The organism is Streptomyces sp. DSM 118878, assembly GCF_052936595.1.
In genome coordinates this window covers 7,566,240-7,592,559 of sequence record NZ_CP193622.1, presented here as the reverse complement: position 1 = coordinate 7,592,559, position 26,320 = coordinate 7,566,240, and the positions used below count along the sequence as shown (strand labels likewise).

The following is a 26,320-nucleotide window of genomic DNA, read 5'->3' as shown; positions in this document are numbered from 1 at the left end:
GTCAGGCGCGCAGGTACGCGAGGCCCGGATGCGCCTCCCGGTAGCCCTCGACCAGGCGGCGCGCCACCGCCACCGAGTCGACCAGGGGGTGCAGTGCGAACGCCTTGACGGCCGTGGCCCGCGACCCGCTGTCCGCCGCGGCCAGCACTTCCCGCTCCACCGCCTTGACCGAGCAGACCAGGCCCGTGGCGTGGCCGGGCAGCGGGCTCACCGCCATGGGGTGGGCGCCGTTGGCGTCGACGGAGCACGGCACCTCGATGACGGCGTCCGCGTCCAGGGCGGCCAGGGTCGTGCCGTTGCGCACGTTGAGGATCAGCGTGGCCCGCTCGTCGCGCGCGATGGCCCGCATCAGCGCGAGGGCGACCTGCTCGTACCCGCCGGACTCCAGGTCCTCCTCGGCCCGCTCCCCCACACCCGCCGCTTCCCTGTTCTCCGCCATGTACGTCGCCTCGCGCTCGGCGCGGGTGGCGTCCCACGTCTTGAGCGCCGGGGCTCCGGGGCGCCCCATCTCGGCGTAGAACCGGGCCTGTTGGTCGCGGAGGAAGGCGCCGCGGGTCTGCTCGGCCGCCTGGTAGGCGGCCACGGCCTCGCGGTTGAAGTAGTAGTAGTGCAGGTATTCGTTGGGGATCGCGCCGAGTGACCGGAGCCATTCGGTGCCGAAGAGGCGGCCCTCCTCGAAGGAGCCGAGGAGAGCCGGGTCGGCCAGCAGGCGCGGCAGTTCGTCCCGGCCCGCGATGCGCAGCCCGCGCAGCCAGCCGAGGTGGTTGAGCCCCACGTAGTCGATGAACGCCTCGTCGGGGTTGCCGCCGAGCACCCGGGCGACCCTGCGGCCGAGGCCGACGGGCGAGTCGCAGATGCCGATGACGCGGTTGCCGAGGTGCCGGGACATGGCCTCGGTGACGAGTCCCGCCGGGTTGGTGAAGTTGATGACCCAGGCGTCGGGGGCGAGCCGGGCGACGCGGCGCGCGATGTCCACCGCGACGGGCACGGTCCGCAGCCCGTACGCGATGCCGCCCGCGCCCACCGTCTCCTGCCCGAGGACGCCCTCGGCCAGGGCGACCTGTTCGTCGGCGGCGCGCCCCTCCAGGCCGCCGACGCGGATGGCGGAGAAGACGAAGTCGGCGCCGCGCAGCGCCTCGTCGAGGTCGGTGGTCGCGGTGACGACGGGCGCGTCGGGGACCCCGGCGGCCTGCTCGTCGAGGACGCGGGCGACGGCGTCGAGCCGCCCCGCGTCCAGGTCGTGCAGGACGACTTGGGTGACGCGGCCCTCGGCACGGTCGCCGAGGAGCGCCCCGTACACGAGCGGCACGCGGAACCCTCCCCCGCCCAGGATGGTGAGCTGCACGTCTGAACCGCCTTCCGTCGGACCGGTATCGCCGGGGCTCACGTTACGTACGATGACGCCGCAGCGTTTCGACCCCCCACGGAGGTAGCGCCCCGATGACCCTTTGGAAGGCATCAACCGCCCTGTTCGGCGCCGTCGCACTGGCGGTGATGACGGGCGGCGGCGCATCCGCCGCCCCCGCGTCACCCGGCGGCTGGCAGGAGTCGGGCACCGCGCAGGTCGGCTCACTCACCGGCGGCCAGGGCCTGGCGAGCAAGGCGGACGGCGGCCTGCTCTACAGAGGCCTCGCCTCGATACCCCTGGACCTGCGCCTCAAGGGCTGGGGCCACATAGGCGATCCGGACATCGCCGAGGGCCACACCTTCGACGCCTACCAGGGCGGTGAGGACGCCAGATCGAAGATGTACGCCGTCACCACACCGGGCGGCAAGCGCTACCTCTACGAGCATCCGCTCGACGCGGGCGAGAAGCTCAACAACTCCTTCGCGGCCGTCTCGCCCGACGCGCGGTGGCTGGTCTCCGGCGAGTGGGGCGACCAGAACCGTCTCCAGGTCTTCCCCGCGCCGCTGCTCAACCCCGCCACGCCGCCCACCGGCGGCACCCTCGCCCAGGCCGGGCAGATCACGCTCGACAAGCCGGTGCGGGACATCCAGGGCTGCGACTTCGTCTCGGCGACGCGTCTGGTGTGCGCGTCCAACGACGCGTCGAAGCAGCTCTTCCCCGTGGACCGGCCCGTCCTCCAGGTCGACCTGGACCGCGCGCTCGACGGCAGGCCCGTGACCGGCCGCGTCTCCAGCCTCTTCGCGTCGCCGCAGCGCAGCGTCTGCTCCGGTTCGTTCGAGACGGAGGGCGTGGACTACGACTCCGCGCGCCGGACGCTGCGGGTGGAGGTGGTGCCGCCGGCGCCGTGCCTGGTGACGACGACGGTGTACGCGTACAAGCCGACGACCGGCTGACCCTCCGCCCCCCTCCGCCCGACGGGCGGTCCGTCTGCCGGACGGTACGTGTGGGGCGCCGCCGATGCGGGGATGGTCGTGATCATGACACAGCACGTCCAACAGGTGACCACCGCCGACCCCGCCCCGCGGCGCCCCGTACGGCAGCTCCTCGCCGCCTCGGTCGGCAACGCGGTGGAGTGGTACGACTGGTACGCGTACACCTTCCTCGCCACGTACATCGCCGGCCAGGTCTTCCCCAAGAGCTCGGGCAACTCCCTGGTGCCGCTGCTCTCCACCTTCGCCGTCTTCGCGGTCGGCTTCTTCATGCGGCCCGTCGGCGGGCTGCTCATGGGCGCGGTCGCCGACCGGCGCGGCAGGCGCGCGGCGCTGACCGTCACCATCCTGCTGATGGGCGGCAGCAGCCTGCTGGTCGGCCTGACCCCGACGTACGCCTCCGTGGGCGTGCTCGCCCCGGTGATCCTCGTCCTCGCGCGACTGCTCCAAGGGCTCTCCGTGGGCGGCGAGTTCGCCGCCTCCACGACGTTCCTCGTGGAGTCGGCGGGCCCCGGCAGGCGTGGCCTCTTCTCCAGCTTCCAGTACGTCTCCACCAGCGTGGGCCAGCTCGCCGCCTCCGGCGTCGCCGCCCTCCTCGTCGCCACGCTCTCCGACGGGCAGATGGACGGCTGGGGCTGGCGGCTGCCGTTCGTCCTCGGCGCGCTGCTGAGCCTGGTGGGGTTCTGGATCCGGCAGGGCGCGCACGAGACGCACCGGCCGCCCGCCGACGAGGCCGAGCGGCCGGGGCTCTTCGACGCGCTGCGGCACCATCCGCGCCAGTCCCTGCTGATCTGCGGCATCACCGCGGGCGGCACCCTCGCGTACTACACGTGGACGTCGTACCTGCCGACGTACGCCGAGCTGAACACCGACATCAGCAAGAGCCAGGCGCTCCTCGCAGGCACGCTGTCGCTCGCGTTCTTCACCGTGCTCCAGCCCGTCGGCGGGCTGCTCTCCGACCGGGTCGGGCGGCGCCCGCTGCTGCTCTTCTTCGGCGTCGGCTTCGCCGTCCTGAGCGTGCCGCTGCTCTCCCTGCTCGACGGTTCGTTCGCCTCGCTGCTGCTCGTGCAGTGCGCGGGCATGGTGCTGCTCACCGGCTTCACGTCGGTCTCGGCCGCCGTGAACGCGGAGGTCTTTCCCGCGCGGGTCCGGGCGGCCGGGATCGGGTTTCCCTACTCGTTGACCGTGGCGGTGTTCGGCGGCACGGCCCCGTACGTGGGAACCCTGTTCAAGGAGATCGGGTCTCCGGGGCTGTTTCCCTGGTACGTGGCCGTGCTCTGCCTCGCTTCGTCCGCCGTCTACCTGCGGCTTCCGGAGACCGCGCACAAGGAGCTCGACCGGTAGCGTGTCACGGCCCCGCGCTCCTCACGCGACCTTCGGTACCGCCGCTATCGAGCGGCCCGCCCACTCCGGCGCCGCCTCCGCCAGGCCCGTCAGGCGGTCGCGGACCTCGGCCGGGAACGGGACCGCGCGGCCCGCATTCTGGTCGACGTGCAGGGCCAGCAGCTCCGTGGTCGCCGCGGGGGCCGCGTCCGGGGCCGGTTCAGCGCCGGTCTCCTCCACCACGTACATCTCGTGCGTGAACCGCGCCTTCTTCGCGTCGGCCCCCAGGACGCGTGTGCGGACGGCGAGGTGGGCGCCCTCGGGGACGTCGCTGAGGTAGCGGAGGTGTGCCTCGACCGTGTAGAGCGAGCAGCCCGTGGACTCGCGGTACCCCGCGTGCAGGCCGGTCTCGATCATCATGGTGTCGGTCGCGTAGCCGAAGACGAGGACGTAGAAGGCCTCGCTCATGTGGCCGTTGTAGTCGATCCACTCGGCGCGGACGTCGCGGTGGAGCAGGGGCAGGGTCACTTCGCCTCCTTGTGCCGCTGGGGCAGCCGGCCCGTGGCGCGCAGGACGTCGATGACGCCCTGGTCGCGCTCGGCGACCAGGTCCGCGATGGTGCGGCCCGCCGCCTCCTCGTCGCATCCGGCGACCACGGCGTCGTACAGCTTCTTGTCGAGTTCAGGGGCTTCCAGGCGCGTCCAGGGGGACTTCAGGGACGGGCCGAAGTGATCGAGCATGTGGGCCATGCCGCCCTCGCCGCCCGCGAGCGCGAAGGTGAGCATGGGGCCCATGAACGCCCAGCGCAGGCCGGGGCCCTCGGTGATCGAGTCGTCGATCTCCTGGACGGTGGCCTCGCCGTTCGCGACCATGTGCAGCGCCTCGCGCCACAGGGCTTCCTGGAGGCGGTTGGCGATGAAGCCCGGCACCTCGCTCTTCATGGTGATCACGGACTTGCCCGCGACCTCGTAGAAGCGGGACGCCCACGCGACGGCTCCGGCGTCGGTCCGCTCGCCGCCGACGACCTCGACGAGCGGGATGAGGTAGGGCGGGTTGAAGGGATGGCCGACGACGAGGCGCCCGGGGGTGGCCGCCTCGGTCTGCATGTCGGTCATCGGGTAGCCGGAGGTGGAGGAGGCGATGACGGTCCCGGCGGGGGCGGCGGCGTCCAGCTTCGCGAGCAGGTCGCGCTTGAGCTCCAGCTTCTCGGGGGCGCTCTCCTGCACGAACTCGGCGTCGGCGACGGCCTCTTCGAGGGTGGCAGCGACCGTGAGGCGGTCCTGCGAGGCGCCTTCGGCGAGGCCCAGCTGAGTCAGCGCGGGCCATGCGGCCCCGACGAGCCGGCGCAGCCGGGACTCGGCGTCGGGCGCGGGGTCCCAGGCGGTGACGTCATAGCCGCGCGCCAGGAAGTGCGCGACCCAGCCGCCGCCTATGACGCCGGCGCCGACGCAGGCTACGCGGCGTACCTCTTCGGGGTTGATCGTGGTCATGATGGTGAGGGTTCCTTTCGTGGCCTGCCGGGGGGCGGGGACTACACCCGCGGCTTGAGCCCGAGCTTGTGGCGGGCCTCGTCGGTCGTGGCGACGCGCGACCCGAGGTTCTCGGTGATCCGCACGGCGCGCTCGACGAGTTGGGCGTTGGTGGCCTTGTTGCCCTTGCCGAGGTAGAGGTTGTCCTCAAGGCCGACGCGGACCTGGCCGCCGAGCAGGATGGACTGGGCGACCCACGGCATCTGCATGCGGCCGAGCGCGAAGCTGGCCCACTGGGCGCCTTCGGGGAGCATGTTGACCATCGACTGGAGGACACCGGGGTCGGCGGGCGCGCCCCACGGAACGCCCATGCAGAGCTGGAAGACGGTGGGGTCGTCCAGGAGCCCCTCGGCGAGGAGCTGCTTGGCGAACCAGAGCTGCCCGGTGTCGAAGATCTCCAGCTCGGGCCGGACGCCCAGCTCCTGGATGCGCTTGGCACCCTGCCGGAGCATGTCGGGGGTGGAGACGTAGAGGTTGCTGCCGTCGCCGAAGTTGAGCGAGCCGCAGTCGAGGGTGCAGATGTCGGGGAGCAGGTCCTCGACGTGCGGCAGCCGGTCGAGGCCGCTGACGAGGTCCGTGCCCGGCAGGTGCTTGAGCGGCTCGTCGGGGTCGATGACGAGGTCGCCGCCCATGCCCGCCGTCAGGTTGATGACGACGTCGGTGCCGGTCTCCTTGATGCGCTCGACGACCTCGCGGTACAGCCGCGGGTCGCGGGAGGGGGCGCCGCTCTCGGGGTCGCGGACGTGGATGTGCACGACGGCGGCGCCCGCCTCGGCGGCCTCCACGGCGGAGGTGGCTATCTGCTCGGGCGTGACGGGGACGTGCGGACTCTTCCGGACGGTGTCACCGGCGCCGGTCAGGGCACAGGTGATGATCACGTTGTCGTTCACGGGCATGCGGAACTCTCCCTCGGGGGTGGGGTGTTGTGTACGGGGCGTGGTCGTACGGGAGGTCAGTGCGCGGTCAGCGTGGCGTCGACGTAGGCGGTGAGCGCCTCGTGCATGGCGTCGGGTCCCGTGCCCGGCGCGTCGGGGCCGGAGGCGAGGACCTGCGTGGCCAGGCCGTCGATCAGCGCGGTCAGGCGCAGCGCGGCGGCCTCGGGGTCGGCGGGGCGGAAGACGCCCTCGGCGCTGCCGCGCCGCAGGACGTCGGCGACGGTGGCGCGCCACTGCCGGTAGTACTCGGCGTGCAGCCGGCCCACGGCGGTGGAGCGGGCGGCCTCCGCCCAGAGGTCGAGCCAGACGCTCCACTGCCAGCGCTGCTGCGGGGTGCGGGGGATCTGCAACTCGATGAGCTGGCGCAGCTCGTCGGCGGCGTCGGCGGCCTCCGCGGCCAGGGCGGCCCTGCGTGCGGTGTCCTCGTCCATGCACCAGCGCACCGCGGCTTCGAGCAGGTCGTCACGGCCGGGAAAGTGGTAGTGGATGGCGGCGGTACTGGTGGCGCAGGCCGCGGCGATGTCCTGGACGCGTACGGCGTGGAAGCCGTGCTCGGCGATGAGCCGCACCGTCTCGCGCACGATCTGCAGGGGTCTGCCGCCCTCGGGCGACGGCCCTTTGGCGCGCCGGGGCCGGGCCGGGGCCGCGGCGGTGGGCGTGCCGAGGAGCCACCCCGCGTCGACCCCGCCGGTGGCGGCGATGCGGGACAGCTCGGCGGCGGTGAAGCGGCGGGTGCCGCCCAGGGAGCGGGACAGCTTGGAGGGGTCCATGACGATCCGGCGCGCGAACTCCCGCTGGCTCACACCGGCGTCGGCGATCACCTTGCGCACACGCTCGGGGACGGCGTCCCGCTGCTCTGACTGCATGGTGAGCCACCGTACAGACGCGTTGCGACGATCACAACATGTGAGTACGGGGCTCTGGCCTGACCTGCGGAAATCGGTCGGTGTTGCGGTACTGACTGATGCCTCAGTCAGCGAGTCGGCCGAGGAGGGGGGAGGCGGGAGCGGTCGGCAGGGGCCCGGCCGCCGTGGGCACCGCCAGGTGGAAGGGGCACTCCGTGCCGCGGGGCGGCGGCGCGTCGCGCAGCACCTCCGCCAGGCGGGCGCCCAGCTCCCGCGCCGCCTCCGGGTCGTCCTGCGGGAGCCCGACGAGTCCGCGCAGCGGCAGGATCTCCGCGTAGGCGCGGCCGGAGAGCTTCGCGGCGCGCAGCGCGTGCTCCCAGCGGATGCGGGCGAGGACCGGATCGCCGCGCTCGGCGGCGAGCCGTCCGAGCAGGGCGAGTTCGTGGGCGACGCACTCGGGGCGGTTCCCCTCCTGGTAGGCGGAGACGGCCGTCAGGTGGAACCGCTCGGCGTTGTCGAGGTCGCCGCGCGCGCCCGCGACCAGGGCCCGCAGCGTCGCCGTCTTGGCCTGGAGGTAGGCCTCGCCGGTGTCCTTGGCGTACGCCTCCATGCTCTGCGCGAAGGCTTCCGCCGCCGCGGTGTCCCGGTCGCCGACGGCCGCGTAGCCGAGCAGGACCTGCACCCAGGCGGCCTCGTGCTCGGAGCCGATGAGCAGGAACTCCTGGTGGGCGTCCCGCCAGGAGCGCAGGGCGGCGCCACGGTCGCCGAGGCGCTCCTCGGCCATGCCCCGCATGATCCGCGCGGTGCCCGCCGAGTGCGGGTCGACGCCGGTCAGGAGCTCCCTGGCGGTGACGGCGGCGGTCAGCGCGGGCCCCGGCCGGTCCTCGGCGACGAGGAGTTCGCTGTGGAAGAGCTGCCAGATGCCGGTCTCCCAGCCGTGCCGGTAGGCGTCGAGGGCGGCTTCGGTGCGGTCGGCCACCGCGCGTGCCTCGGTCAGCCGCTCCTGGCGCACGTGCACGGTCAGGGCGAGGGCGCCCACGAACGCCACCACGGCCGCCTCCCCCGCTTCCTCGGCCGCGGGCACCGCCCGGCGCAGCAGCTCCTCGTCACCGCGGTCCTGGCGGATGTTGACCCCGAGCCAGCCGCACCAGGCCAGGGCCTCGGCGTACCAGGGGGCCTGCGGGCCGGTGGTCTCCAGCGCGCGGGCGAGCCGTTCACGGCCCTCGGCCTGGCGTCCCGCGACGGTCCAGTAGAGACCGAGCCTGGTCGCGATGCGGGAGGCGAGCAGAGCGTCGGAGGAGTCGGAGGTGCCGGAGGCGTCTGAGGCGTCTGAGGTGCCGACGCCGCCGGAGGGGCCCTCGCCGCCGCCGTCGCGGACGGCGGCCACGCCTTCGGTGCTCCCCACGCCTTGCAGCCAGTCCAGGCAGGCGGTGACCTCCGGGGTCGCCGCGCTCATCTCCGCGTAGGCCTCGCGGAAGCCGCCGGTGCGCATGCGGTGGGCGGTGCGTTCGGCGAGGGCGGCGACCCACTGGGCGTGGCGGCCCAGGACCGTGTGTTCCTCACCGTTCTCGGCCAGGGCGTCGCGGGCGTACTGGCGTACGGAGACCAGCATCCGGTAGGTGGGGCGGTCCGCCGAGGGTGCGAAGACCAGCAGGGACTTGCCGGCCAGGGAGGCCAGCGTCGCGGGCGCGCCGGGGCCCGCGACGGCGGTCGCGGCCTCGGCGGTGAATCCGGTCGCGAAGACGGAGACCGCCCGCAGGACGGCCCGCTCGTCGGGGGCGAGGAGCCGGTAGCTCCAGTCGACGGCCGCACGGAGCGTGGTGTGGCGGGCGTCGGCCGACCACAGGCGGGTGTCCAGGGAGCCGCGCCGGGCGCGGAGTTGGCCGGCGATGGCACCCAGCGGCGCGGTCGCCGCCTTGGCCGCGACGAGTTCGATGCCGAGCGGCATGCGGTCCACGGCCGCGCAGATCGCGTCGATCTCGTGGTCGAGCGCGGCCTCCGCGGCCCCGGGCGAGAGCCTGTGCAGCCGCGTGCGGAACAGCCGGGCGGCGTCGTCGTCACTCATCGGCCGCAGGGCGTACGGGGACTCGCCCGCGACGCCCAGGCACTCCCTGCTGGTCGCGAGGACCCGCAGCCGGGGGCAGTCGGCGAGGAGCCCGGCGGCCACCTCGCCCGCGTCGCCGAGGACGTGCTCGCAGTTGTCGAGCAGCAGCAGGGGCCGCCCGGCCCCCTCGGCGGCGGCGCGCATCCGGCGGCGGGCGGCGCGCGGTCCGAGCCCGCCGACGGCGACCCCCATGGCGTCGGCGACCGCCGCGGTCACGCCTCCCGGCACGCAGGGCACCAGGTCGGCCCGCCACACCTCGGCGCCCGCCTGCTCCTCGCGCGCCGCCACGGCGAGGGCCAGCCGCGTCTTGCCGAGACCGGCCGCCCCCACGACGGTCACGAGGCCGGGCGCGGCCAAGCGCGCGGGCAGCTCCCGCAGTTCCTCGCCGCGGCCGACGAAGTGCTCCTCGGGGACGGCATCGGGCACGGGCGCGGGCGACCGCGGCGTCCGGGGCGGCTGCGGTGCCGCGGGACCCGGCACGGTGCGGACGGAGGCGGAGCCGAGGACTTCCCGTTGCGCGGCGCGCAGTTCGGGCCCCGGCTCGATGCCGAGCCGCTCGCGCAGATCGGCGCGCGCGACCCGGTAGACCTCCAGCGCCTCGGCCTGCCGGCCGCTGGCGTGCAGGGCCTTGATGAGCAGGGCGCGCACCCGCTCCCGGTCGGGCTCCTCGTGCACGGCGGCGCGCAGCTCCTCGACGAGCGCGGGCGGGTCGGCCTCGGTGCCGGGCGCCGCCATGTGCGCGATGACGTCGAGTTCGGCCTCGGCGCGCTGTTCCAGCGCGGTCAGGCGCAGCGCGTCGAGCCTGGCCCGCTCCTGCTGGACGAAGGGCAGCGCGGGCAGCCCGGCGAGCGGCGGCCCCGGGTATTCGCGCAGCAGCTCGCGCAGGGCGGCGGCCCGCCGGTCGGGACCGCCGCTGACGCGCGCGGCGGCGAGCTCCGCCTCGAAGCGCCGTACGTCGAAGGTGTGCCCCGTCAGGTCGAGGCGGTAGCCCGCGGGTCCGGTGACGATGAGGCCGGGGGCGTGCGGGTGCAGGGCGCGGCGCAGCTTGGCGACGGCGGTGTGCAGGGCCGCGGTGGGGTCCTTGGCGCGTGCCCCGGTCCACAGCTCGGCGAGGATGCGCCCTCCGCTCACCGCGGACGGGGCGTAGAGCAACAGCAGGGCAAGGAGCGCCCGTTGAAGCGCTCCCGGGATCGGCACGAGCCGCCCGGAGTCGTCGCGCACCACAAGCTCACCCAATAACACGAACTCCATGACCGCCATCGGATCACGCCGCGCGGCGGGGTGCCACCGGTTCTTTGGACAGCCTGTCCGCCGTTCTCGGCGGGTGGCCTGTCCGCCGCCTGTGCTGCGGGGACATCGGGCGGACAGGTTTTGGACAGGGCGTCACGTGATCCTTGTGGGCGTGATGAGGAGGCCTTCGTGCTGAGGCTGGCGTTTCAGACCCTGCGCACACGACGTGCGCTCTTCGCGGGTTCGCTCGCCGCGGTCACGCTCGCCCTCGTCCTGTTGACGGCGTCGGGCGTACTGCTGGAGTCCGCGCTGCGCGGCGAGGGCGAGGCGAACCGCTTCGACGGCGCGTCCCTGGTGGTCACCGGTGACCGGGACGAGGGCCTCGACGGCAAGGACCACTCCCCCGGCTTCGGTGACGTGGAGGCCCCTCTGGTGCCCCGGCCGCCGCTGCCGGGTTCGCTGCGACAGCGCGTCGAGGGGGTCGAGGGCGTCCGTGACGCCGTGCCCGACGTGGCCTTCTCCGCCCAGGTCGAGGGCGCGGACGGGCGGCTCGTGGGGCCCGCCGTCGGTGACCGTTCGCTCGGCCACGGCTGGGACAGCGCGCGCGTGACGCCCTTCCGGCTGCGGGACGGGACGCCCCCGAAGGGCCCGGGGGACGTGGTGGTCGACGCCGCCGCGGCGGCGCGTGGCCGGATCCAGGTCGGGGACCGGGTGCGGGTGTACACGAGCGTGGAGGGGCGTGGCACCTACCGGGTGAGCGGTGTGGCGGCGCCGCCGCGTGCCGGTCTGACGAAGGACCAGGTGGCGCTGTTCTTCGGCGCGGCCACGGCCGCGCGCCTCGCGCCGCCGGGCGGTGACGTGCACGCGATCGCCGTGACCACCGACGCCGGGGCGGACCCGGAGGCGGTGGCTTCGCGGGTACGGAGCGCGCTCGGCGAGGGTCCTGGCGTGCGGGTGCTGACCGACACGGCGGGGGCCGAGATCTCCGCGAGTGACGTGCTGTTCCTGGACACGCTGGTGTTCGTGGTGAGCATGGGCTCCCTCGCGGTCTTCGTGGCGCTGTTCGTGATGGCGAGCGGCTTCGCCTTCGCCGTGCTGCAACGGCACCGTGAGATCGCGCTGCTCCGGGTGATCGGGGCGACACCCCGGCAGGTCAAGCGGATGCTGGGCTGGGAGACGCTCTGCGTGGCGGTGGTCGGGGCGGCCGTCGCCGTGCCGCTCGGCGCCCTCCTCGCCGAGCCGCTGGCCCGCGGTCTGGTGGACCTCGGCATCGCGCCCGACGAGCTGGAGGTGCGGGTCACGTGGCCGCCGCTGGCCGGGGCGGCCGCGGTCGGCGTGCTGATCACGCGGCTCGCGGTGGTGGCGGCCGCGCGGCGGGCGGCGCGGGTTCGGCCCGAGGAGGCGCTGCGCGAGGCGGAACTGGACGACCGCCGGCTGCCGTTGTCCCGCGTCCTGACGGGTCTCGCGTTCCTGCTGTTCACCGGGTGCTTCCTGTTCTTCGGCATCGCGATGGGCGGGGTGCAGGGTTCGGGGCTCGCGTTCGGCGGGGTGCTGACGCTGCTGATCGCGGCGGCCGTGCTCGGGCCCGCCCTCGTACGGCCGCTGGTGCCACTCGCGGGCACCCTGCTGCGGCTGCTGTTCCGGCGCACGGGACGGCTCGCGCTCGCCAACAGCGCGGCGGGGCCGCGCCGGGTCGCCGCCGCCGCGGTGCCGCTGATCCTCATGATCGGCTTTCCGGTGTCGGCGCTGTTCATGCAGACCTCGCAGCAGTCGACGGCCAAGGAGTGGGCGGCCGAGCGGCTCGTGGCCGACGACGTCCTGGTCCCGCACGACGCGACGGGTCTGCCGCCCGCCGTGGCCGAGGACGCCGCCCGGCTGCCCGGGGTCGCCGAGGTGTCGGCGACCAGCAGCGCCTGGGTGCGGATCCAGGTGCGCACCGACGAGGCGGAGAGCGTCAACGCCCGTGCGCTGGCCGCCGATCCGAAGCTGCCGGACGTGCTGGACCTGCACGTGCGCGAGGGTGGCCTGAAAGGTCTGCTGGACGGGTCCGCCGTCGCGGTGAGCCAGGAGCAGGCCAAGGAGTACGGCTGGAAGGTCGGCGACCGGGTGCGGATGCGGCTGCCCGACGGCACCCGGACGAAGCTGCGGGTCGGGGCGCGCTACGACCGCTCCCTCGGCTTCGCCGACCTGATCGTGCCCAGCCGGGTGCTGCGCGCCCACACCCCCGGCCCGCTGCTCGACGCCGTGTACGTGAAGCGGGCGTCCGGCGCCGAAGGGCAGCGGGCGGGCGAGGAGTTGGCGGGTCTCTCCCGCACCTGGCCGATGGCGCGGACCGCCGACCGTGACGCGGTGCGGGCCGCCGGCACCGAGGACGCGGCGTCCCAGACCTGGCCCGCGTACGTGTTCAGCGCGCTGATCGCGGTGTTCACCGCGCTCGCCCTGGCCAACACCCTGGTGATGGCGACCCTGGTGCGCACCGGCGAGTTCGCGGTGCTGCGGCTCGCGGGTGCCACGCGCAGGGACGTCCTCACGCTGGTCGCCGGGGAGAGCTCCGTGGTGGCGGCCTGCGGGCTGCTGCTCGGCGGTGGCGTCGCCGCCGTCGTGCTCGCCGCCACGAGCGTGGCGCTGAGCGGCCGCGTCGACCTCGCCGGGCCCCCGCTGTTCCTCGTCGGCGCCGGTGCCGGTGCCCTCCTGCTGACTCTGGCGGCCGCGCTGATACCGGCCGCGCGGCTGCTCCGTGACCCGACCCCGTGAACGTACCCACTCCGGAGGACATCCCCATGACCCTGCCCGATCAGGAGGCACGACGGTCCGCGCCGCTGACGCGCTCCGCCCTGCGCCTGGACCAAGTGACCCGGACCTACGGACACGGCAACGGCACCGTGCACGCGCTGCGCGCCGTCTCCGTGGCCCTGCCCGCCGGGTCCTTCACCTCGGTGATGGGCCCTTCCGGTTCCGGCAAGAGCACGCTGCTGCGGTGTGCGGCCGGGCTCGACCGGCCCACCTCCGGACAGGTGTACCTCGGTGACACCGACATCAGCCGGATGCGGGAGCGGAAGCTGACCATCCTGCGCAGGGAGCGGATCGGGTTCGTCTTCCAGTCGTTCAACCTGGTGCCGTCGCTGACCGCGCGGGAGAACATCCTGCTGCCGTTCCGGCTCGCCGGGCGGCGCCCCGACCGCGACTGGATGCGGGACGTGATCGCGCGGACCGGGCTCACCGACCGGCTGCGGCACCGGCCCGCGGAACTCTCCGGCGGCCAGCAGCAGCGCGTCGCGGTGGCGCGCGCCCTGGTCACCAGGCCCGAGGTGATCTTCGCGGACGAGCCGACCGGCGCCCTCGACCTCAGTTCGGGCCAGGACGTGCTCAAGCTCCTTCGCGAGGTCGTCGACACCACGGGCCAGACGCTGGTGATGGTCACGCACGACCCGCAGGCCGCGTCCTACGCCGACCAGGTCCTCTTCCTCGCCGACGGCACCGTCGTCGACGCCATGGACCGGCCGAGCGCGCAGCGCGTCTCCGAGCGCATGTCGCGGCTGGGGTCCTGAGGTGCTCAAGCTCGCGCTCACGGGCATCCGCCAGCACCGGTACGGGTTCATCGGCGCGCTCTGCGCCGCCGCGATGGCCGCCATGCTGGTCGCCGCCTGCGGAATCCTGGTGGAATCGGGGCTGCGGTCGGCGCCGGAGGCCGACCGGTTCGGCGCCACCACGGCCGTGGTGCGGATGGACCCCGAGGTCGTGATCCGCACCGGCTCGGGACAGAACGTCGACCACGAGAGCTATCCGCTCGACCAGGCGCCCCGGCTGACCGAGCGCCAGGTGGAGCGGGTGCGCGAGGTGCCCGGGGTACGGCGCGTGGTGACGGACACGCCCTTCTACGCCCAGGCGGTCACCAAGGACGGCACCGCCCAGGCGGGGCCCGACGACGGCGTGACCGAGGGGCACGCGTGGGAGGCCGCCGCGCTGACGCCGTTCACCCTGGCCTCGGGGAAGGCGCCGGGCGCTGACGACGAGGTGGTCCTCGACGCGGGCACCGCCGCGCGGGGCGGCCACCGGGTCGGCGGCGAGGTACGGATCGTCACCGCCGAGGGCGCGGCGGCCTACCGGATCTCGGGGATCGCCAAGCCGCGGGGGCGCGACGGACTCCCCGACCAGGCCTCGCTGTTCTTCGCCGCCGGGACCGCCGAGCGGCTCGCGGGCACCGGCGGGAAGGCCGCCTACGCGGGGGTGTTCGCCGACGGCGTCTCCGCCGACGCGATGGAGCGGCGGGTGCGCGAAGCCCTGGACGTGCCGCGTCTGGACGTGCTCACGGGTGACGCGCGCGCCAAGGCGGGCGCGCCCGAGACCACCGAGCGGCTCGCCTCGACGACGCTGCTGTTCGGGCCCATGGCGGGCATCGGCGGTTTCCTCGCGGTGTTCGTGCTCGGCGGCACCATCGCGCTCAGCGTGCTGCAACGCACCCAGGAGATCGCCCTGCTGCGCGCGGTGGGTGCGACGTCCTGGCAGGTCAGGCGGATGGTGGCCATGGAGACCATGCTCGCGGCGACGGCCGGTCTGCTGCCCGGCTTCCTGCTCGCCGTCCCCCTTTCCGGCCTGATCCTGGACCGCCTGCGCCAGGGCGGCACGGCCCCCGATGCGTACGAACTCCATCTCGGCGCCCTGCCGTTCCTGCTCGCGGCGGCGGCCACCCTGCTGCTCGCGCTGGTCGCGGCGCTCGCCGCGGCGGGGCGGATCTCGCGGATCAGGCCCGCCGACGCCCTGCGCGAGGCGGTGTCCCCGCGCAGGCCGGTCACCGTCACACGGGTGCTGCTGGCGCTGCTGCCGCTCGGCGGTGGCATCGCGCTGTTCTTCGCCACGCAGCACATCGGCGGCGAGGTCGGGGTCGCCTTCCAGTACCTGATCGTGCTGCTCCTGATGGGCGCCGCCGCACTCCTCGGGCCGCTCCTCGCCCGGGTGCTCGAACCGCCGCTCGGCGCGCTGGTGTCGGCGCTCGGCGGGGTGACGGGGTGGCTGGCGCACGCCAACTCCCGGTTCTCGGTGCGCCGGGTGGCCTCCATGGCCTCGGCGCTGATGCTCACCGTGGCGATGGCCTGCACGGTACTGCTGGTCACCGGTTCGCTGAACCGCATCACCGCCGAGCAGACCGAGCGGCGTACGCAGGCCGACCTGGTGCTGACGCCGCAGGACTCGCCGGGGCTGCCGGGTGACGTGACCGAGGCGGCGCGCGGCCTGGACGGGGTGGGCGCCGTGGCGGCCACCCGCTCCACCACGGTGATCTCCGACGTCCTCGGCACCCCGGACGTCCTGGGCGCCCAGGCGCTGGACCCCGTCGCGGCGGGCAAGGTGATGGACCTGGGGCTGCGCGAGGGTTCGCTGCGGAGCCTGGAGCGGGACGGCACCGCGGCCGTGAGCCGCACCTATGCCAAGCAGCGCGGTTTCGACGTCGGGGACCGCTTCGGGGGCTGGCTCGGTGACGGCACGAAGGTCGAGCTGACCGTCGGCGCCGTCTTCGACCGGCCGCTGGGGCTCGGCGACATCCTGCTGTCCGAGCGCTACCTGCGGCCTCATCTGCACGAGGACCTGGCCGACTCGGTCCTGGTGCGCGCCGCTCCCGGCCAGGGCGACCGGCTGCGCGCGGCGGCCGCCGCGCTGGTGAAGGACCATCCGACGGTCGAGGTGACCGGTGTCGACGAGTACGCCGACGGCCTGCGCACCTCGCTGGCGCAGAACACCACGGGCACGTATCTCGTGCTGTCCGTCCTGGTGCTCTTCACCGCGGTGTCGATGATCAACGGGCTGCTCATGGGGACGGCCGAGCGGGCCAAGGAGGTCTCGCTGCTGCGCCTGCTCGGCGCCGGCCCGCGGCACATCACCGCCATGCTGTATCTGGAGACGCTCATCGCGGTGCTCATCGGGGCCGCGACGGGAACGGCCATCGCCGTCACGGGGCTCGCGGGGGCGAACGGCGCGCTGACCGGCTCCACCGATTTCAGCATTCCGCCGCTCGGTTACTCCCTCATCCTCGCGGGAGTTGCCGCATTGGCGCTGATTTCCACCGCTCTGCCTGCGGCACTCGCGCTGCGAAATCGCCCCGACGGGGTGCTTCCGTCCGTCTGAATAGATGGTTGGGAACCGGTAGAACCGGTTCTCAACCATCTTCAAAGACGAACGAAAGTACGAGACTCCATACTCGAAGAAGAACAGCACGGAAGCCGACAGAACATGTCAACGGAGGGGGATTCCGGTGCACCTCATGGAGATCTTGCGATATCGCCCGGTGCCCGCGGCTGCGGTGTTCTTCGGGATCACCCGCAGGTGCCCTCTCCACTGCAAGCACTGCTCGACCAGTTCCATGCTTGACAGCGAGGAATATCCCGAGCAGCTCTTCCGGCGCTTCGCCGAGACCTTCACCGCGGAGAACCGGCCTGAATTCGTCCTCATGTCGGGCGGCGAAGCACTGCTGCGCCCCCGCCTCGTGCAGGACATCGCGGAACTGTCCCGCGCGGTCGGCGCGCGCAGCCATGTCCTGTCCGGCCTGTACTTCGCCGACCGCGGGCGCATTCCCCGGCCCATCAAACGGGCCATCGACGCGGTGGACCACTTCTCCGCGAGCCTGGACGTCTTCCACGAGGAGGAGGTCCCGCGGGCGGCGGTCTTCCGTGTCCTGAAAGAACTCATGGCCGAGGGCAAGCAGGTCAGCCTCCAACTGACCGGGACGGGCCCCGGTGACCCCTATCTGGCCGATCTGACCGCCGAGGTCCGCAGGGTCTTCGACGACCGGGTGCCGATGCTGGTCGCCCCGGTCAGCCCGCACGGCCGCGCGGACGCCTGGCTCAAGCAGGCGCCGCTGCCGACCGGCGAGATCACGCCGGCCCCCTGCGCCGTCTCCGCCTGGCCCGTCATCGGCTTCAACGGGCAGGTCACCGCCTGCGGCAACCAGGACGTCATGGACGGCAAGGTGCCCCTGCCGCCCCACCTCTACCTCGGCCACATCGCCAAGGACGACTGGCCGACGATCAAGGCACGGGCCATCGGCGACCCGATGGTGCGCGCGATCCGGGCGACCGGACCCGAATACCTGATGGAACGTCACGGCTCGAAGGGCGGCTGCGGCACCGAGGGCTACTGCCAGACCTGCTGGGTGCTCTCCAAGGACCCGGCGATCCCGAGCGGCGTGCGCCGCCTGGCCGTCGAGCCCACCACCCGCCTCGTCGAGGAACGCACCGAGGAGATGCTCGTCGGGGCCGGCGCGGTCTCCTTCGCCCAGCAGTACGGCATCACCGAGTACGCGGATCTCGTCACCCTCGGCCTCGAAGAGACCACTGCCGCCACCGGCGCCCAGCAGACCGCGGGGAGCACGCCATGACCGCGCTCACCCACCAGGACATCCTCGCCATCCGCCGCGACCGCGGCTCGTCGGTCCTGCTGTTCCTCACCGACCGCTGCCCCGTGGGCTGCGCGCACTGCTCGGTGGACTCGCGCCCCGACAGCCCCCGCATCACCGACTTCGTCCTGCTCGAATCCCTGGTCGACGAACTGGCGGCGATGCCGGAGATCACCATGGTGGGCATCTCGGGGGGCGAGCCGTTCATCGAGCGGCGCGGGCTCACGCTGGCGGTTCGCCGGCTGTCCGAGGCGGGCAAGCACGTGGTCATCTACACCAGCGGCTTCTGGGCGGCCTCGCCGCGCGCCCCGGAGTGGATCGACCGGCTGCTGCCGCTGACCACGTCGATCTACCTGAGCACCGACGCCCACCACGTCGACGGGCAGGGCCCGGAGCGGTTCGTGAACGCCGCGCGGGTCATCGCCCGGCACCACGTACCCATCGTCGTGCAGTGCATCGACGAGGGCGACAACCTGGCCGCCACGCGCGCCTCGCTCACCGAGGCGCTGGGCCCCGACTGGCCCGAGCGGGCCGAGCTGATCCCCACCCACGGGCTGCCGCACGGCAGGGGCTCCGCGCACTACTCCTGGCAGCAGCGCACCGCGGGGCGGGACTTCGGGCCCTGCGACGTGGTGGACGCCACCGTCGTGCGCTACGACGGGCGCGTCACCGCCTGCTGCAACGAGTCCGTGATCATGGGCGCGGGCCCGGACGACCTGCGCCGCGACGCCACCGACGGCCCGGAAGTGGGCCGCGCGGTGCGCGAGTTCCACGACGACGACTTCTTCCGCGCCATCGGCTCGGTCGGCCCCGGCGCCCTCACGGCGCTCCCGCTCCACCGCGACCTCGCGGACCGTGAGTTCTCCTCCATCTGCGGGCTCTGCTGGGCGATGACCAAGCGGCGCACCGGGGAGAGCAGGCACGACGCGCTGCTCGCCGCCCTCGCCGGCCTCACCGAATGAACCGCTGACACCGGGATTCGCCCGTACTCCTCCCGGACCGTCACCACGGACTTCGCGCACCGCGACATTAGGAGACGTTCCATGACCGCCCGGCACAGCCGTGTGCTCCTCGCGAAAGTCGAGTTACTGCTGCCCCGCCTCGCCGCGACCTCGCGGGAGCTGTGGGATTCACCTCGACTCCGCGACCTTTATCCCGAGTACCTCTGTATGCTGCACACCGCGATCCGTTCGACCGTACCCCTGATGGAATGCGCTCTCGAAGAGGCCGAAAAGCGCGCGGGCGACGACCCCGCCGCCGATGTCCTCGCCACGTACCTGACCCGGCACATTCGTGAGGAGCAGGGGCACGACGAATGGCTCAGGCAGGATCTGGAGGCGCTCGGATTCGACCCGCAGGAGCCGCTCCGCCGGGTTCCCGAGGCGTCCGTCGCCAATCTGGTGGGTGCCCAGTACTACTGGATCCGCCATTACCATCCGGTCTGCCTGCTCGGGCACATCGCGGTTCTTGAGGGAAATCCGCCCTCACCGGGACTCGTCGACGAGTTGACCCGACGCACCGGATATCCGCGTGCCGGATTCCGCACCCTTGAGCGCCATGCCGCGCTCGACGTGAAACACCGTGAAGAACTTCTGCGCACCATCGACGAAATGCCGCTGACGCACGACCTGGCCACTGCCGTCGGCCTCAGCGCGCTGCACTCCGTCGACGCCGCCGACGCCGCCCTGCGGGCGGTGCTGGCCTCCCGCCGGGCTCCGGCCCCGGCGGTCACCCGAGCGTGAGGGGACGCCCATTCCCCTCGCACCCGGTGGTCCGCCGACCGACGGACCACCAGCCAACCAAGGAGGAACGCCATGTCGTTCGACGCTCTCAAGGAACTCGCCGCCGCCGGCCACAACTTCAAGGGCGCCAACCCGCAGCAGCTCGACGCGATCGCCTCCCTCAGCCAGGAGGAAGTCGCGCTGCTCAACTCCGTCAAGTCGCGTCTCGACGCCGCAGAGGACGTCGTGTCGCACAGCAACAGCCCGCTCAGCGGCGCCTTCGTCTGGTAGTACCACGCCGGACGAGTCACCCGCCGTACATCGGCTGATCACCATTGAGGGCCCAGGTGCTTTCCCGCCTGGGCCCTGCGGCGCGACCACGAGAGGTACGCACACAGGGGGAAGGATTCAACCGTGTTGCAGTTCAACGTGCTCGGACCGCTCGCCGCGGTCACCGGGTCGGAGCAGCTCGCGCTGGGGCCGTTCAAGCAGCAGGTGCTGCTCGCGGTGCTGCTGTGCAGGCCGGACTCGGTGGTCCCGGTGGACCGCCTGGTGGACGCCCTGTGGAGCGAGGACCCGCCACGCAGCGCGGGCAAGAACCTCCAGGTGTACGTGCACCACCTGCGCCGCGCGCTGGCGCACGAGGGGCACGAGGTGGACGCCAGGCTGCTGCACCAGCGGCCCGGCTACCGCCTCGCGGTCGACCCGCGGTCCATCGACATGGTCCGCTTCGAGCAGGGCATCGACATGGCCCGGCGGGCCGCCGCGGAGAGTGACGCGGTCCGCGTCGACCAGCTGATCAGGGAGGCCATGTCGCTCTGGCACGGCAGGCCGTTCGGGGGCATGGAGGGCGTGGCGCCGCTGGACGCGGAGGCGGCGCGCCTGGACGAGCGGCGGCTCTCGGGCCTGGAGGCGTGGTTCACCGCCCGGCTGCGCCTCGGCCTGCACCACGAGGTGCTCGACGAGGTGGAGCCGCTGCTCGCGGAACACCCCTTCCGGGAGCAGTTCAGGGCCCAGTACATGCGGGCGCTGTGCGGTGTCGGCCGGCAGAACGACGCGCTGATCGCGTACGACGAGACGCGGCGCCTGTTCTCCCTCGAACTCGGCCTCGAACCGGGCGCGGTGCTCCAGCAGTTGCAGCGGGAGATCCTGGAGGGCGGATCGCCGGAGCCCGCGGCGCCCGCGGTGGCCGTGGCCGTCCCCGGGCGAGGCACGGGCCCCGTCCGTGCGCCGGAGCCGGTCGCCCAGGCCGTGCAGTTGCCGCCGGGCCTCGCGGACTTCACCGGCCGCGCACGGGAACTGGACGCGCTGCTCCCCGATGTCGAGGCCCACGCGGGGGCGGCGGCGTCCTGGCGGGTGACGGTGGTGACGGGGCCGCCCGGTGTCGGGAAGTCGTCGCTCGCCGTCGCCGCCGGGCACGCGGCGGCCGAGGCGTATCCGGGCGGCGTCTTCCACGTCGACCTCGTCGACGGGCTGGGGCTGCCGCGCACCCCGGCGGAGGGGCTGACCGACCTCCTCCAGCAACTGGGGGAGCCGCCGGAGCTGCTGCCGTCCGACCTGCCGGGCCTGGTGAGGCGCTACCGGGCGCGGTTCGTGCTGCGGGTGCCCGCCCTGCTGGTCCTGGACAACGCCGTCTGCGAGGCCCAGGTGAGACCGCTGCTGCCGAGCGCCGCGCCGGTCCACACCGTGGTGACGAGCTGCTCGCGCCTCGCGGGCCTGGACAGCTCCGAGGTGCTCGAACTGGGACCGTTCGGCGACCACGACGCGCTGGAGCTGCTGCGCCGCATCACCGGCGCCGACGCGGTGGACGCCGAGCCCGAGGCCGCCCGGCGCATCGCCCGGTTCTGCGGCGGGCTCCCGCTGGCCCTGCGCATCGCGGGGGCCCGGCTGGCCCCGCGCCGGTTCTGGCCGCTGACCAAGCTCGTCGACCACGTGGAGTCCTCCTGCGGCCTCGACTGGTTCACGGTCGGCGACGTCGACCTCCGCCGCAGCCTGCGGCGCGGCTACGACAGTCTCACCGGCGAGGACTGGGGCAATCTGCGACTCCTGGACACCGGCTGCGACTTCACCTTCATGGACGCCTGGCTGCGCCTCGGCGGCGAGCCCGCGGACGCCGCGCAGACGCTGAACCGGCTGTGCGACGCGCACGCGCTGACCCATGTGCGGCCGCCGGGGTACGACGGGGCGTGTCTGTTCCGGCTCGGTGCCTTCGTGCACGACCTCTGCCAGGAGCAGGCGCCGCCGCCGCGTGACGCGGAGCCCGCGGGCTGTCCGGTCACGGCCGTCTGCGCAGGACCTCCGCCAGGTCGCTGACGATCCGCAGGGCGCTCTCCCGACGGCCGCCGTCCAGCGCGTTGATCTCCCCGGCCAGCGCCTGGGCGGCGGCCTCCACGGGTCCGGGGGCCGCCGCGCCGCCCAGCAGCCGGGCGCGGCGGGCGCGCTGCACGAGGACCAGGGCCAGGGACGCCTGGTCGGCGAAGAGCGCCAGAAGTTCCATCGCGGCCAGCGGGGTGCGCACCTCCGCGCTGCGGTCGAGCACTTCGAGCACGCCGAGCGGCTCGTCGCCGTGGAGCAGCGGCGCCGCCATCAGTGCCTTCGGCACATAGCTGGTGGACTCGGCGATGTCGCGCGCGAAGTGGGCGTCGGTGTCCACGTCGTGCACCTCGACGGGCTGGCGCGACTGAAGGACCCACCCGGCGATCCCGCGTTCCGCGGGGAAGCGGCGGCCCACCAGGGCGTCCTCGCCCTTGCCCGCCACCGCTTCGAAGACGAGCTCCCCGCTGTCCTGGTCGAGGAGGGCGATGGAACCGGCCTGCGCGTCGAAGATCGCCACCGCCGTGCGCACCACGGAGCGCAGCAGCGCGCCGTGGCTCTCGTCCTCTCCCGTGCCCCTGTGTGCCGTCGGTGGCCCGCTGTGGTTCATCTACTGGCTCCTGACGTTGGCCGAGGCGAGAAACAGCGCCTGCTTGACCTGGAACGCGGTCATGCCGCGGTGCTTGCCGAGGATGCGGGCGCACATTCCCGCCACGTGCGGGGTGGCGAAGCTGTTGCCCGTGCAGCGTCGGGTGCCGCCGCCGGGCCAGGCCGCGGGGACCTGCACCCCGCGCGCGAAGAACTCCACCGGCGGCCGCGGGTTGTACAGGAGCAGTCCGGGGTCGTCGACGTCGTGGCTGCCCACGGAGATCACGGAGGAGAACCGCCACGGGAAGCTCTCCACCGGCATGTTGTGGGCGGAGGCGACGAGGAGGCTGCGGCCGAAGTAGGCCTGGTCGGCGAGGTCGTGGAGGATCGGCGCGAACGCCTTGCGGGTGGTGGACAGGCTCATGTTGATGACGTCGTAGCCCCGCTCGACGGCCCAGCGCACCCCGGCGATCAGCACGTCGCCCGAGCCGCGGAAGCCGGAGCCGAGGACCTGCACGCTGTCGAGCTCGCACTGCGGCGCGAGGCCGCGGATGATCGAGGCGCAGGCGGTGCCGTGCCCCGTGGAGTCGCCGCCCGCCACCCGCACCACCTCGTGCTCCCCTTCCGTCCCTCCTCCCCCAGGGACCTCCCGTACGAGGTACGAGGCGTTGACCGGGCCGACCAGGGGGTGCGCGGTCTCCACGCCGGAGTCGATCACACAGACCCGGACGCCCCGGCCGCTCGCGCCGCCCCACGCCCACTCGGCGCCGTCGTCGGTCTTCCCCGCGGTCCCCGCGCCCGCCCAGTCGGTGCGGATCTCGATGGCGTCGCGGTCACGGCCGAGCAGATGCCAGGTCAGCCCCTCGGGCGCGGCGGTCACCGCGGTCCTTCCCGGAGCGCGCGGGCTCTGCGGGCGCCCACCAGGTGCCCCTTGGCGGTGAAGTGCCGTTCGGCCTCGCCGGCCGCCCGCTCGGCCAGGGGGCCGCGGTCGAGGAGCACCGCGCAGTGCGCGCCGTCCAGTTCGGCGGTGGCCAGGCAGGCGGGCGAGTCCGTCAGCGCGGCGGCGCGCAGGGCGGTGGCCAGGTGCGCGTCGGCCGCCGCCGCGTCGCCCTCGGCGGCGGCGAGGCGGGCCCGCATGCCGTACACCTCGCAGGCCGCCGCCGGCATGGCGGTCACCCCGTCGCGCTCCAGCGCGTCGAGCAGCGCGCGCACGGCGTCGGCCGGCGCGCCGCGGGCGAGCAGGACGCGGGCCAGGTCGCGTACGGCGGTGCCGTGCAGTTGCGGGTCGCCGAGGCGTTCCATGCCGTCGGCGGCCTCCCGCAGCAGCCGCTCGGCCTCGCCCCAGCATCCGGCGAGCTCCTCGACGCCGGCCCGGAAGAGGAGTACGGCGGGCACGGCGAAGTGGTGTCCGAGGTCGGTGAGGGTGGTCAGCGCGTCGTCCAGGAGGCCGCGGGCCTCGTCGAACTCGCCGCGCATGGCGAGCAGCACGGCCATCGGGCACCCCACCGTGGCGCGCCCCACGAGGCGTCCCGCGAGGTGGTCGCCGCGGAAGGCGCGGCAACTGCTCAGCGCCGATTCGACGGGCTCCGGGCCGAGCCAGAGCGAGACGGCGAGGGCGCCGAGGATGCCCGCGCGCTCCAGCTCGGCGCCGGCCCGCACCGATTCGTGCAGCGCCCGCTCCAGGTGGGCCGCCGCCTCCCGGTGGCGGCTGCGGCTCTGCCGCTCCTGGCCCATGGCGAGGAAGGCGCGGGCGAGGCCGAGCGCGTCGTCGGTCTCGGTGAACACCGGGACCGCGGCGCGCGCCGCGTCCAGGAGCGCCCCGAAGCCCTCCGTGCCGGGCTCCAGATAGCCGAGCTGGAGGCGGACCCTGGCCGCGGTCCGGCCGTCCCCGGCCCGCTCCGCCTCGACGAGCAGCGCGCGCAGCTCGGTGACCGCCGCCTCCGCGTCGCCCGCGGCGAGCCGCGCCTCGGCCAGGGAGGTGCGTACGGCGAGCGCGGCCGGGAGGTCGCCGGTCAGCGCCAGGGCCCTGCGCAGCAGCCCGACGGCCCAGTTGATGTCGCCGTGCGCGAGTGCCTCGGTCCCCGCCCGGCCGAGGTGCGCGGCGGCGGCCTCGGCGGTGCGTGTGACCTCCGGGTCGCCGGGGTCGAGTTCGGCGCGCAGCCGCGAGGCGTGTTCGAGGTGGGTGCCGATGGTGTGGTGGTCGCCGGGGCCGCGGCGCTCCACGTGGGCGGCGAAGCTCTCGTGCCCCTGGGCGCGCAGGAGTTTGGACATGCCGGTGTAGACCTCGTCGCGGATCAGCTGGCCCGCGGGGCGCCAGCGGGGCTCGCCCGCGGGGCCGGGGTCCGCGGGCTCCAGGAGGCGCCGCCGCGCGAGGTCGCGGACGATCGGTGCCGCCGCCGTCGCACCGGGCTCCGCGAGGGCCGCGAGGTCGTCGGTGGTGAACTCCGCGCCGATCACCGCGGCTCCCTCCAGGACGGCCCGCTCGTCGGGGGCGAGGCGGTCGAGGCGGGCGGCGACGATGGCGCGTACGGAGAGCGGTACGTCGTCGGGGTCGGCGCCCTCGGCGACCATCGCCACGATCTGCTCGACGAAGAGGGGGTTGCCCTCCGAGCGGCTGATGAGCCGCTCGACGGCGGGTCCGGGCAGGGGCGGCGGCACGAGGTGGGCCACCACGTCGTCGTCGGCTGCGGCGGGAGCGCGGTCGCTGAGCCGCGTCACCAGCTCCCGGCAGTCGTCCCCGCCGAGCGGGGGCACGACCAGCGCCGTCGCGTTGAGCTTGCCGCTGCCCCAGCTCGGGCGCAGTTCGAGGAGTTCGGGGCGGGCGAGGCCGAGCAGGAGGACGGGGGCGCCCTGCACCCAGTCGGCGATGTGGTCGAGCGCGCCCAGCAGGTCCTCGTGGGCCCACTGGAGGTCGTCGATGACCAGGACGAGCGGGCGTTCGCCGCCGAGGGCGGTGCACAGCCGTTGCAGCGCCCAGCAGGTCTCGTCGAAGGAGGTGCCCGAGCGTCCCGTGGCGGCGAGCCTGGCCAGGGCGGTGGCGACGGCGGCGTCGGGGCCCGTGGTGCCGAGCAGTTCCGTGAGGCGTTCGGGCGGCGAGTCCCCCAGCAGCCGCCGCAGCATGCCGGCGAGGGGCGCGAGCGAGCCGTCGCTGCCGTACGGGGGGCAGCCGGCGCACGCCACCGTCGCCCCGTCGTCCCCCGCCGCGGCGGCGAAGGCACGGGCGAGCCTGCTCTTGCCGACGCCGGGGTCCCCGTACAGCGTCACCAACTGGCAGGAGCGGTCCCTGCGGACGCGGGCGAACGCCAGCTTCAGCTCGGCCAGTTCGTCGTGGCGGTCCACCAGGGCGACCCCGGGTCCGCGGGCCGCGCCGTGTTCCGGTGAGCCCGCCGCCACCAGGCGCCAGGCGGGCACGGGGTCCCGCTTTCCCTTCACGGTCAGGGGCGGCACCGGGACGGTCTCGGCGGCCTGGGCGATCAGCCGGTGGGTGTCGGCGCCGATGAGGATCTGCCCGGTGGGGGCGTGCTGTTCGAGGCGGGCCGCCACGTTGACGACCTCGCCGGAGACCAGGGCGTGCCCTGCGTCGGCGGCGCCGGACGTGACGACCTCGCCGGTGTGGATGCCGATGCGCACGGCGACCGGCACGCCGTGCGCGCCGCGCGCGCTCTCGGCGAACGTCTCGACCGCGGCGAGGATGTCGAGCGCGGCGCGGGCCGCCCGCAGCGCGTCGTCCTCACGGACCGCCGGGATGCCGAAGACGGCCATCACGGCGTCGCCGATGTACTTCTCCACGGTCCCGCCGTGGCGTTCCAGGCAGTCGCTGAGGACGGCGTAGTAGCGGAGCATGACGTGGCGCAGCGCCTCGGCGTCCAGGCGTTCGCTGAGCGCGGTCGAACCGACCATGTCGCAGAAGACGATGGTGACGGTCTTGCGGCTCTGGGCGGTTCGCTCGCTCACCCTCGTTCCTCCCTCCCCCCCTCACGCCCCCGGCCCGTCCGTTCCGTGCCGGGGCGG

The 26,320-nt window shown here is 73.9% G+C and carries 19 protein-coding genes; 10 read left to right on the top strand and 9 right to left on the bottom strand.

Translation table 11 applies throughout. The features are described 5' to 3' along the window. Position 1: 1 nt before the first annotated feature. Positions 2-1,345 carry a 6-phospho-beta-glucosidase gene (locus ACRAKF_RS32885; protein ID WP_447041487.1) on the bottom strand — a complete coding sequence of 448 codons (1,344 nt, stop codon included), beginning with the start codon at positions 1,343-1,345 and terminating at the stop codon, positions 2-4. A gap of 95 nt (positions 1,346-1,440) precedes the next feature. Between ACRAKF_RS32885 and ACRAKF_RS32880 the strand changes: the two genes are divergently transcribed. Continuing rightward, complete coding sequence (locus tag ACRAKF_RS32880; protein ID WP_447041486.1) at positions 1,441-2,301, top strand: hypothetical protein; 861 nt, start codon at positions 1,441-1,443, stop codon at positions 2,299-2,301. Between the two features lie 84 nt (positions 2,302-2,385). Continuing rightward, complete coding sequence (locus ACRAKF_RS32875) at positions 2,386-3,681, top strand: MFS transporter (RefSeq protein WP_447041485.1); 1,296 nt, start codon at positions 2,386-2,388, stop codon at positions 3,679-3,681. A gap of 21 nt (positions 3,682-3,702) precedes the next feature. Here the strand turns inward: ACRAKF_RS32875 and ACRAKF_RS32870 are convergent, their stop codons facing one another. The 5 genes from ACRAKF_RS32870 to ACRAKF_RS32850 form a co-directional block, all read right to left on the bottom strand. Next, entirely contained in the window at positions 3,703-4,188 is a 486-nt protein-coding gene (locus ACRAKF_RS32870; protein WP_447041483.1) for a thioesterase family protein, read from the bottom strand. Beyond that, positions 4,185-5,150: a 3-hydroxyacyl-CoA dehydrogenase NAD-binding domain-containing protein gene (locus ACRAKF_RS32865; RefSeq protein ID WP_447041482.1), complete on the bottom strand. Its 966-nt coding sequence runs from the start codon at positions 5,148-5,150 to the stop codon at positions 4,185-4,187. The genes ACRAKF_RS32870 and ACRAKF_RS32865 overlap by 4 nt, the downstream gene beginning before the upstream one ends. Before the next feature lie 41 nt (positions 5,151-5,191). Then, a complete protein-coding gene (locus tag ACRAKF_RS32860; protein ID WP_447041481.1) occupies positions 5,192-6,085 on the bottom strand; it encodes a 3-keto-5-aminohexanoate cleavage protein in 894 nt (297 codons plus the stop codon). A gap of 56 nt (positions 6,086-6,141) precedes the next feature. After that, positions 6,142-6,990 (bottom strand): TetR/AcrR family transcriptional regulator, encoded by an 849-nt coding sequence (locus ACRAKF_RS32855; protein WP_447041479.1) that lies wholly within the window; start codon positions 6,988-6,990, stop codon positions 6,142-6,144. A 103-nt stretch (positions 6,991-7,093) separates the two neighbouring features. Continuing rightward, entirely contained in the window at positions 7,094-10,324 is a 3,231-nt protein-coding gene (locus ACRAKF_RS32850; protein WP_447041477.1) for an ATP-binding protein, read from the bottom strand. Positions 10,325-10,492: 168 nt separating this feature from the next. Between ACRAKF_RS32850 and ACRAKF_RS32845 the strand changes: the two genes are divergently transcribed. The 8 genes from ACRAKF_RS32845 to ACRAKF_RS32810 all read left to right on the top strand — a co-directional run bounded on the left by ACRAKF_RS32845 (position 10,493) and on the right by ACRAKF_RS32810 (position 21,721). Next, entirely contained in the window at positions 10,493-13,057 is a 2,565-nt protein-coding gene (locus tag ACRAKF_RS32845; RefSeq protein WP_447041476.1) for an FtsX-like permease family protein, read from the top strand. 26 nt (positions 13,058-13,083) lie between these two features. Then, positions 13,084-13,851 (top strand): ABC transporter ATP-binding protein, encoded by a 768-nt coding sequence (locus ACRAKF_RS32840; RefSeq protein ID WP_447041475.1) that lies wholly within the window; start codon positions 13,084-13,086, stop codon positions 13,849-13,851. Between the two features lies 1 nt (position 13,852). Then, positions 13,853-16,420, top strand: coding sequence for an FtsX-like permease family protein (locus tag ACRAKF_RS32835; protein ID WP_447041473.1), 2,568 nt, complete (start codon positions 13,853-13,855; stop codon positions 16,418-16,420). Positions 16,421-16,556: 136 nt separating this feature from the next. Continuing rightward, entirely contained in the window at positions 16,557-17,669 is a 1,113-nt protein-coding gene (locus ACRAKF_RS32830; protein WP_447041471.1) for a radical SAM protein, read from the top strand. Further along, positions 17,666-18,649, top strand: coding sequence for a radical SAM protein (locus tag ACRAKF_RS32825; RefSeq protein WP_447041469.1), 984 nt, complete (start codon positions 17,666-17,668; stop codon positions 18,647-18,649). The genes ACRAKF_RS32830 and ACRAKF_RS32825 overlap by 4 nt, the downstream gene beginning before the upstream one ends. A gap of 81 nt (positions 18,650-18,730) precedes the next feature. Next, complete coding sequence (locus ACRAKF_RS32820; protein ID WP_447041467.1) at positions 18,731-19,429, top strand: iron-containing redox enzyme family protein; 699 nt, start codon at positions 18,731-18,733, stop codon at positions 19,427-19,429. A 72-nt stretch (positions 19,430-19,501) separates the two neighbouring features. Further along, on the top strand, positions 19,502-19,699 hold the full coding sequence (locus ACRAKF_RS32815; protein ID WP_062783374.1) for an aroma-sacti cluster domain-containing protein: 198 nt from the start codon (positions 19,502-19,504) through the stop codon (positions 19,697-19,699). Positions 19,700-19,822: 123 nt separating this feature from the next. Beyond that, positions 19,823-21,721: a BTAD domain-containing putative transcriptional regulator gene (locus ACRAKF_RS32810; RefSeq protein WP_447041466.1), complete on the top strand. Its 1,899-nt coding sequence runs from the start codon at positions 19,823-19,825 to the stop codon at positions 21,719-21,721. Here the strand turns inward: ACRAKF_RS32810 and ACRAKF_RS32805 are convergent. From ACRAKF_RS32805 to ACRAKF_RS32795, 3 genes are all read right to left on the bottom strand, one after another. Further along, positions 21,684-22,331, bottom strand: coding sequence for a GAF domain-containing protein (locus ACRAKF_RS32805; protein WP_447041464.1), 648 nt, complete (start codon positions 22,329-22,331; stop codon positions 21,684-21,686). The two genes, ACRAKF_RS32810 and ACRAKF_RS32805, sit on opposite strands and share 38 nt — an antisense overlap. Beyond that, on the bottom strand, positions 22,332-23,027 hold the full coding sequence (locus ACRAKF_RS32800; protein WP_447042283.1) for a S8 family serine peptidase: 696 nt from the start codon (positions 23,025-23,027) through the stop codon (positions 22,332-22,334). It abuts the gene before it with no gap. 158 nt (positions 23,028-23,185) lie between these two features. Beyond that, positions 23,186-26,263 (bottom strand): adenylate/guanylate cyclase domain-containing protein, encoded by a 3,078-nt coding sequence (locus ACRAKF_RS32795; protein ID WP_447041462.1) that lies wholly within the window; start codon positions 26,261-26,263, stop codon positions 23,186-23,188. Positions 26,264-26,320: the final 57 nt, after the last annotated feature.

Excerpts from the sequence above, each read along its gene's own strand:
- ACRAKF_RS32860 (WP_447041481.1), bottom strand. The coding sequence starts at position 6,085 with ATGCCCGTGAACGACAACGTGATCATCACCTGTGCCCTGACCGGCGCC.
- ACRAKF_RS32805 (WP_447041464.1), bottom strand. The coding sequence starts at position 22,331 with ATGAACCACAGCGGGCCACCGACGGCACACAGGGGCACGGGAGAGGAC.
- ACRAKF_RS32875 (WP_447041485.1), top strand. The coding sequence starts at position 2,386 with ATGACACAGCACGTCCAACAGGTGACCACCGCCGACCCCGCCCCGCGG.
- ACRAKF_RS32855 (WP_447041479.1), bottom strand. The coding sequence starts at position 6,990 with ATGCAGTCAGAGCAGCGGGACGCCGTCCCCGAGCGTGTGCGCAAGGTG.
- ACRAKF_RS32820 (WP_447041467.1), top strand. The coding sequence starts at position 18,731 with ATGACCGCCCGGCACAGCCGTGTGCTCCTCGCGAAAGTCGAGTTACTG.
- ACRAKF_RS32815 (WP_062783374.1), top strand. The coding sequence starts at position 19,502 with ATGTCGTTCGACGCTCTCAAGGAACTCGCCGCCGCCGGCCACAACTTC.
- ACRAKF_RS32830 (WP_447041471.1), top strand. The coding sequence starts at position 16,557 with ATGGAGATCTTGCGATATCGCCCGGTGCCCGCGGCTGCGGTGTTCTTC.
- ACRAKF_RS32825 (WP_447041469.1), top strand. The coding sequence starts at position 17,666 with ATGACCGCGCTCACCCACCAGGACATCCTCGCCATCCGCCGCGACCGC.
- ACRAKF_RS32850 (WP_447041477.1), bottom strand. The coding sequence starts at position 10,324 with ATGGAGTTCGTGTTATTGGGTGAGCTTGTGGTGCGCGACGACTCCGGG.
- ACRAKF_RS32865 (WP_447041482.1), bottom strand. The coding sequence starts at position 5,150 with ATGACCACGATCAACCCCGAAGAGGTACGCCGCGTAGCCTGCGTCGGC.
- ACRAKF_RS32840 (WP_447041475.1), top strand. The coding sequence starts at position 13,084 with ATGACCCTGCCCGATCAGGAGGCACGACGGTCCGCGCCGCTGACGCGC.
- ACRAKF_RS32880 (WP_447041486.1), top strand. The coding sequence starts at position 1,441 with ATGACCCTTTGGAAGGCATCAACCGCCCTGTTCGGCGCCGTCGCACTG.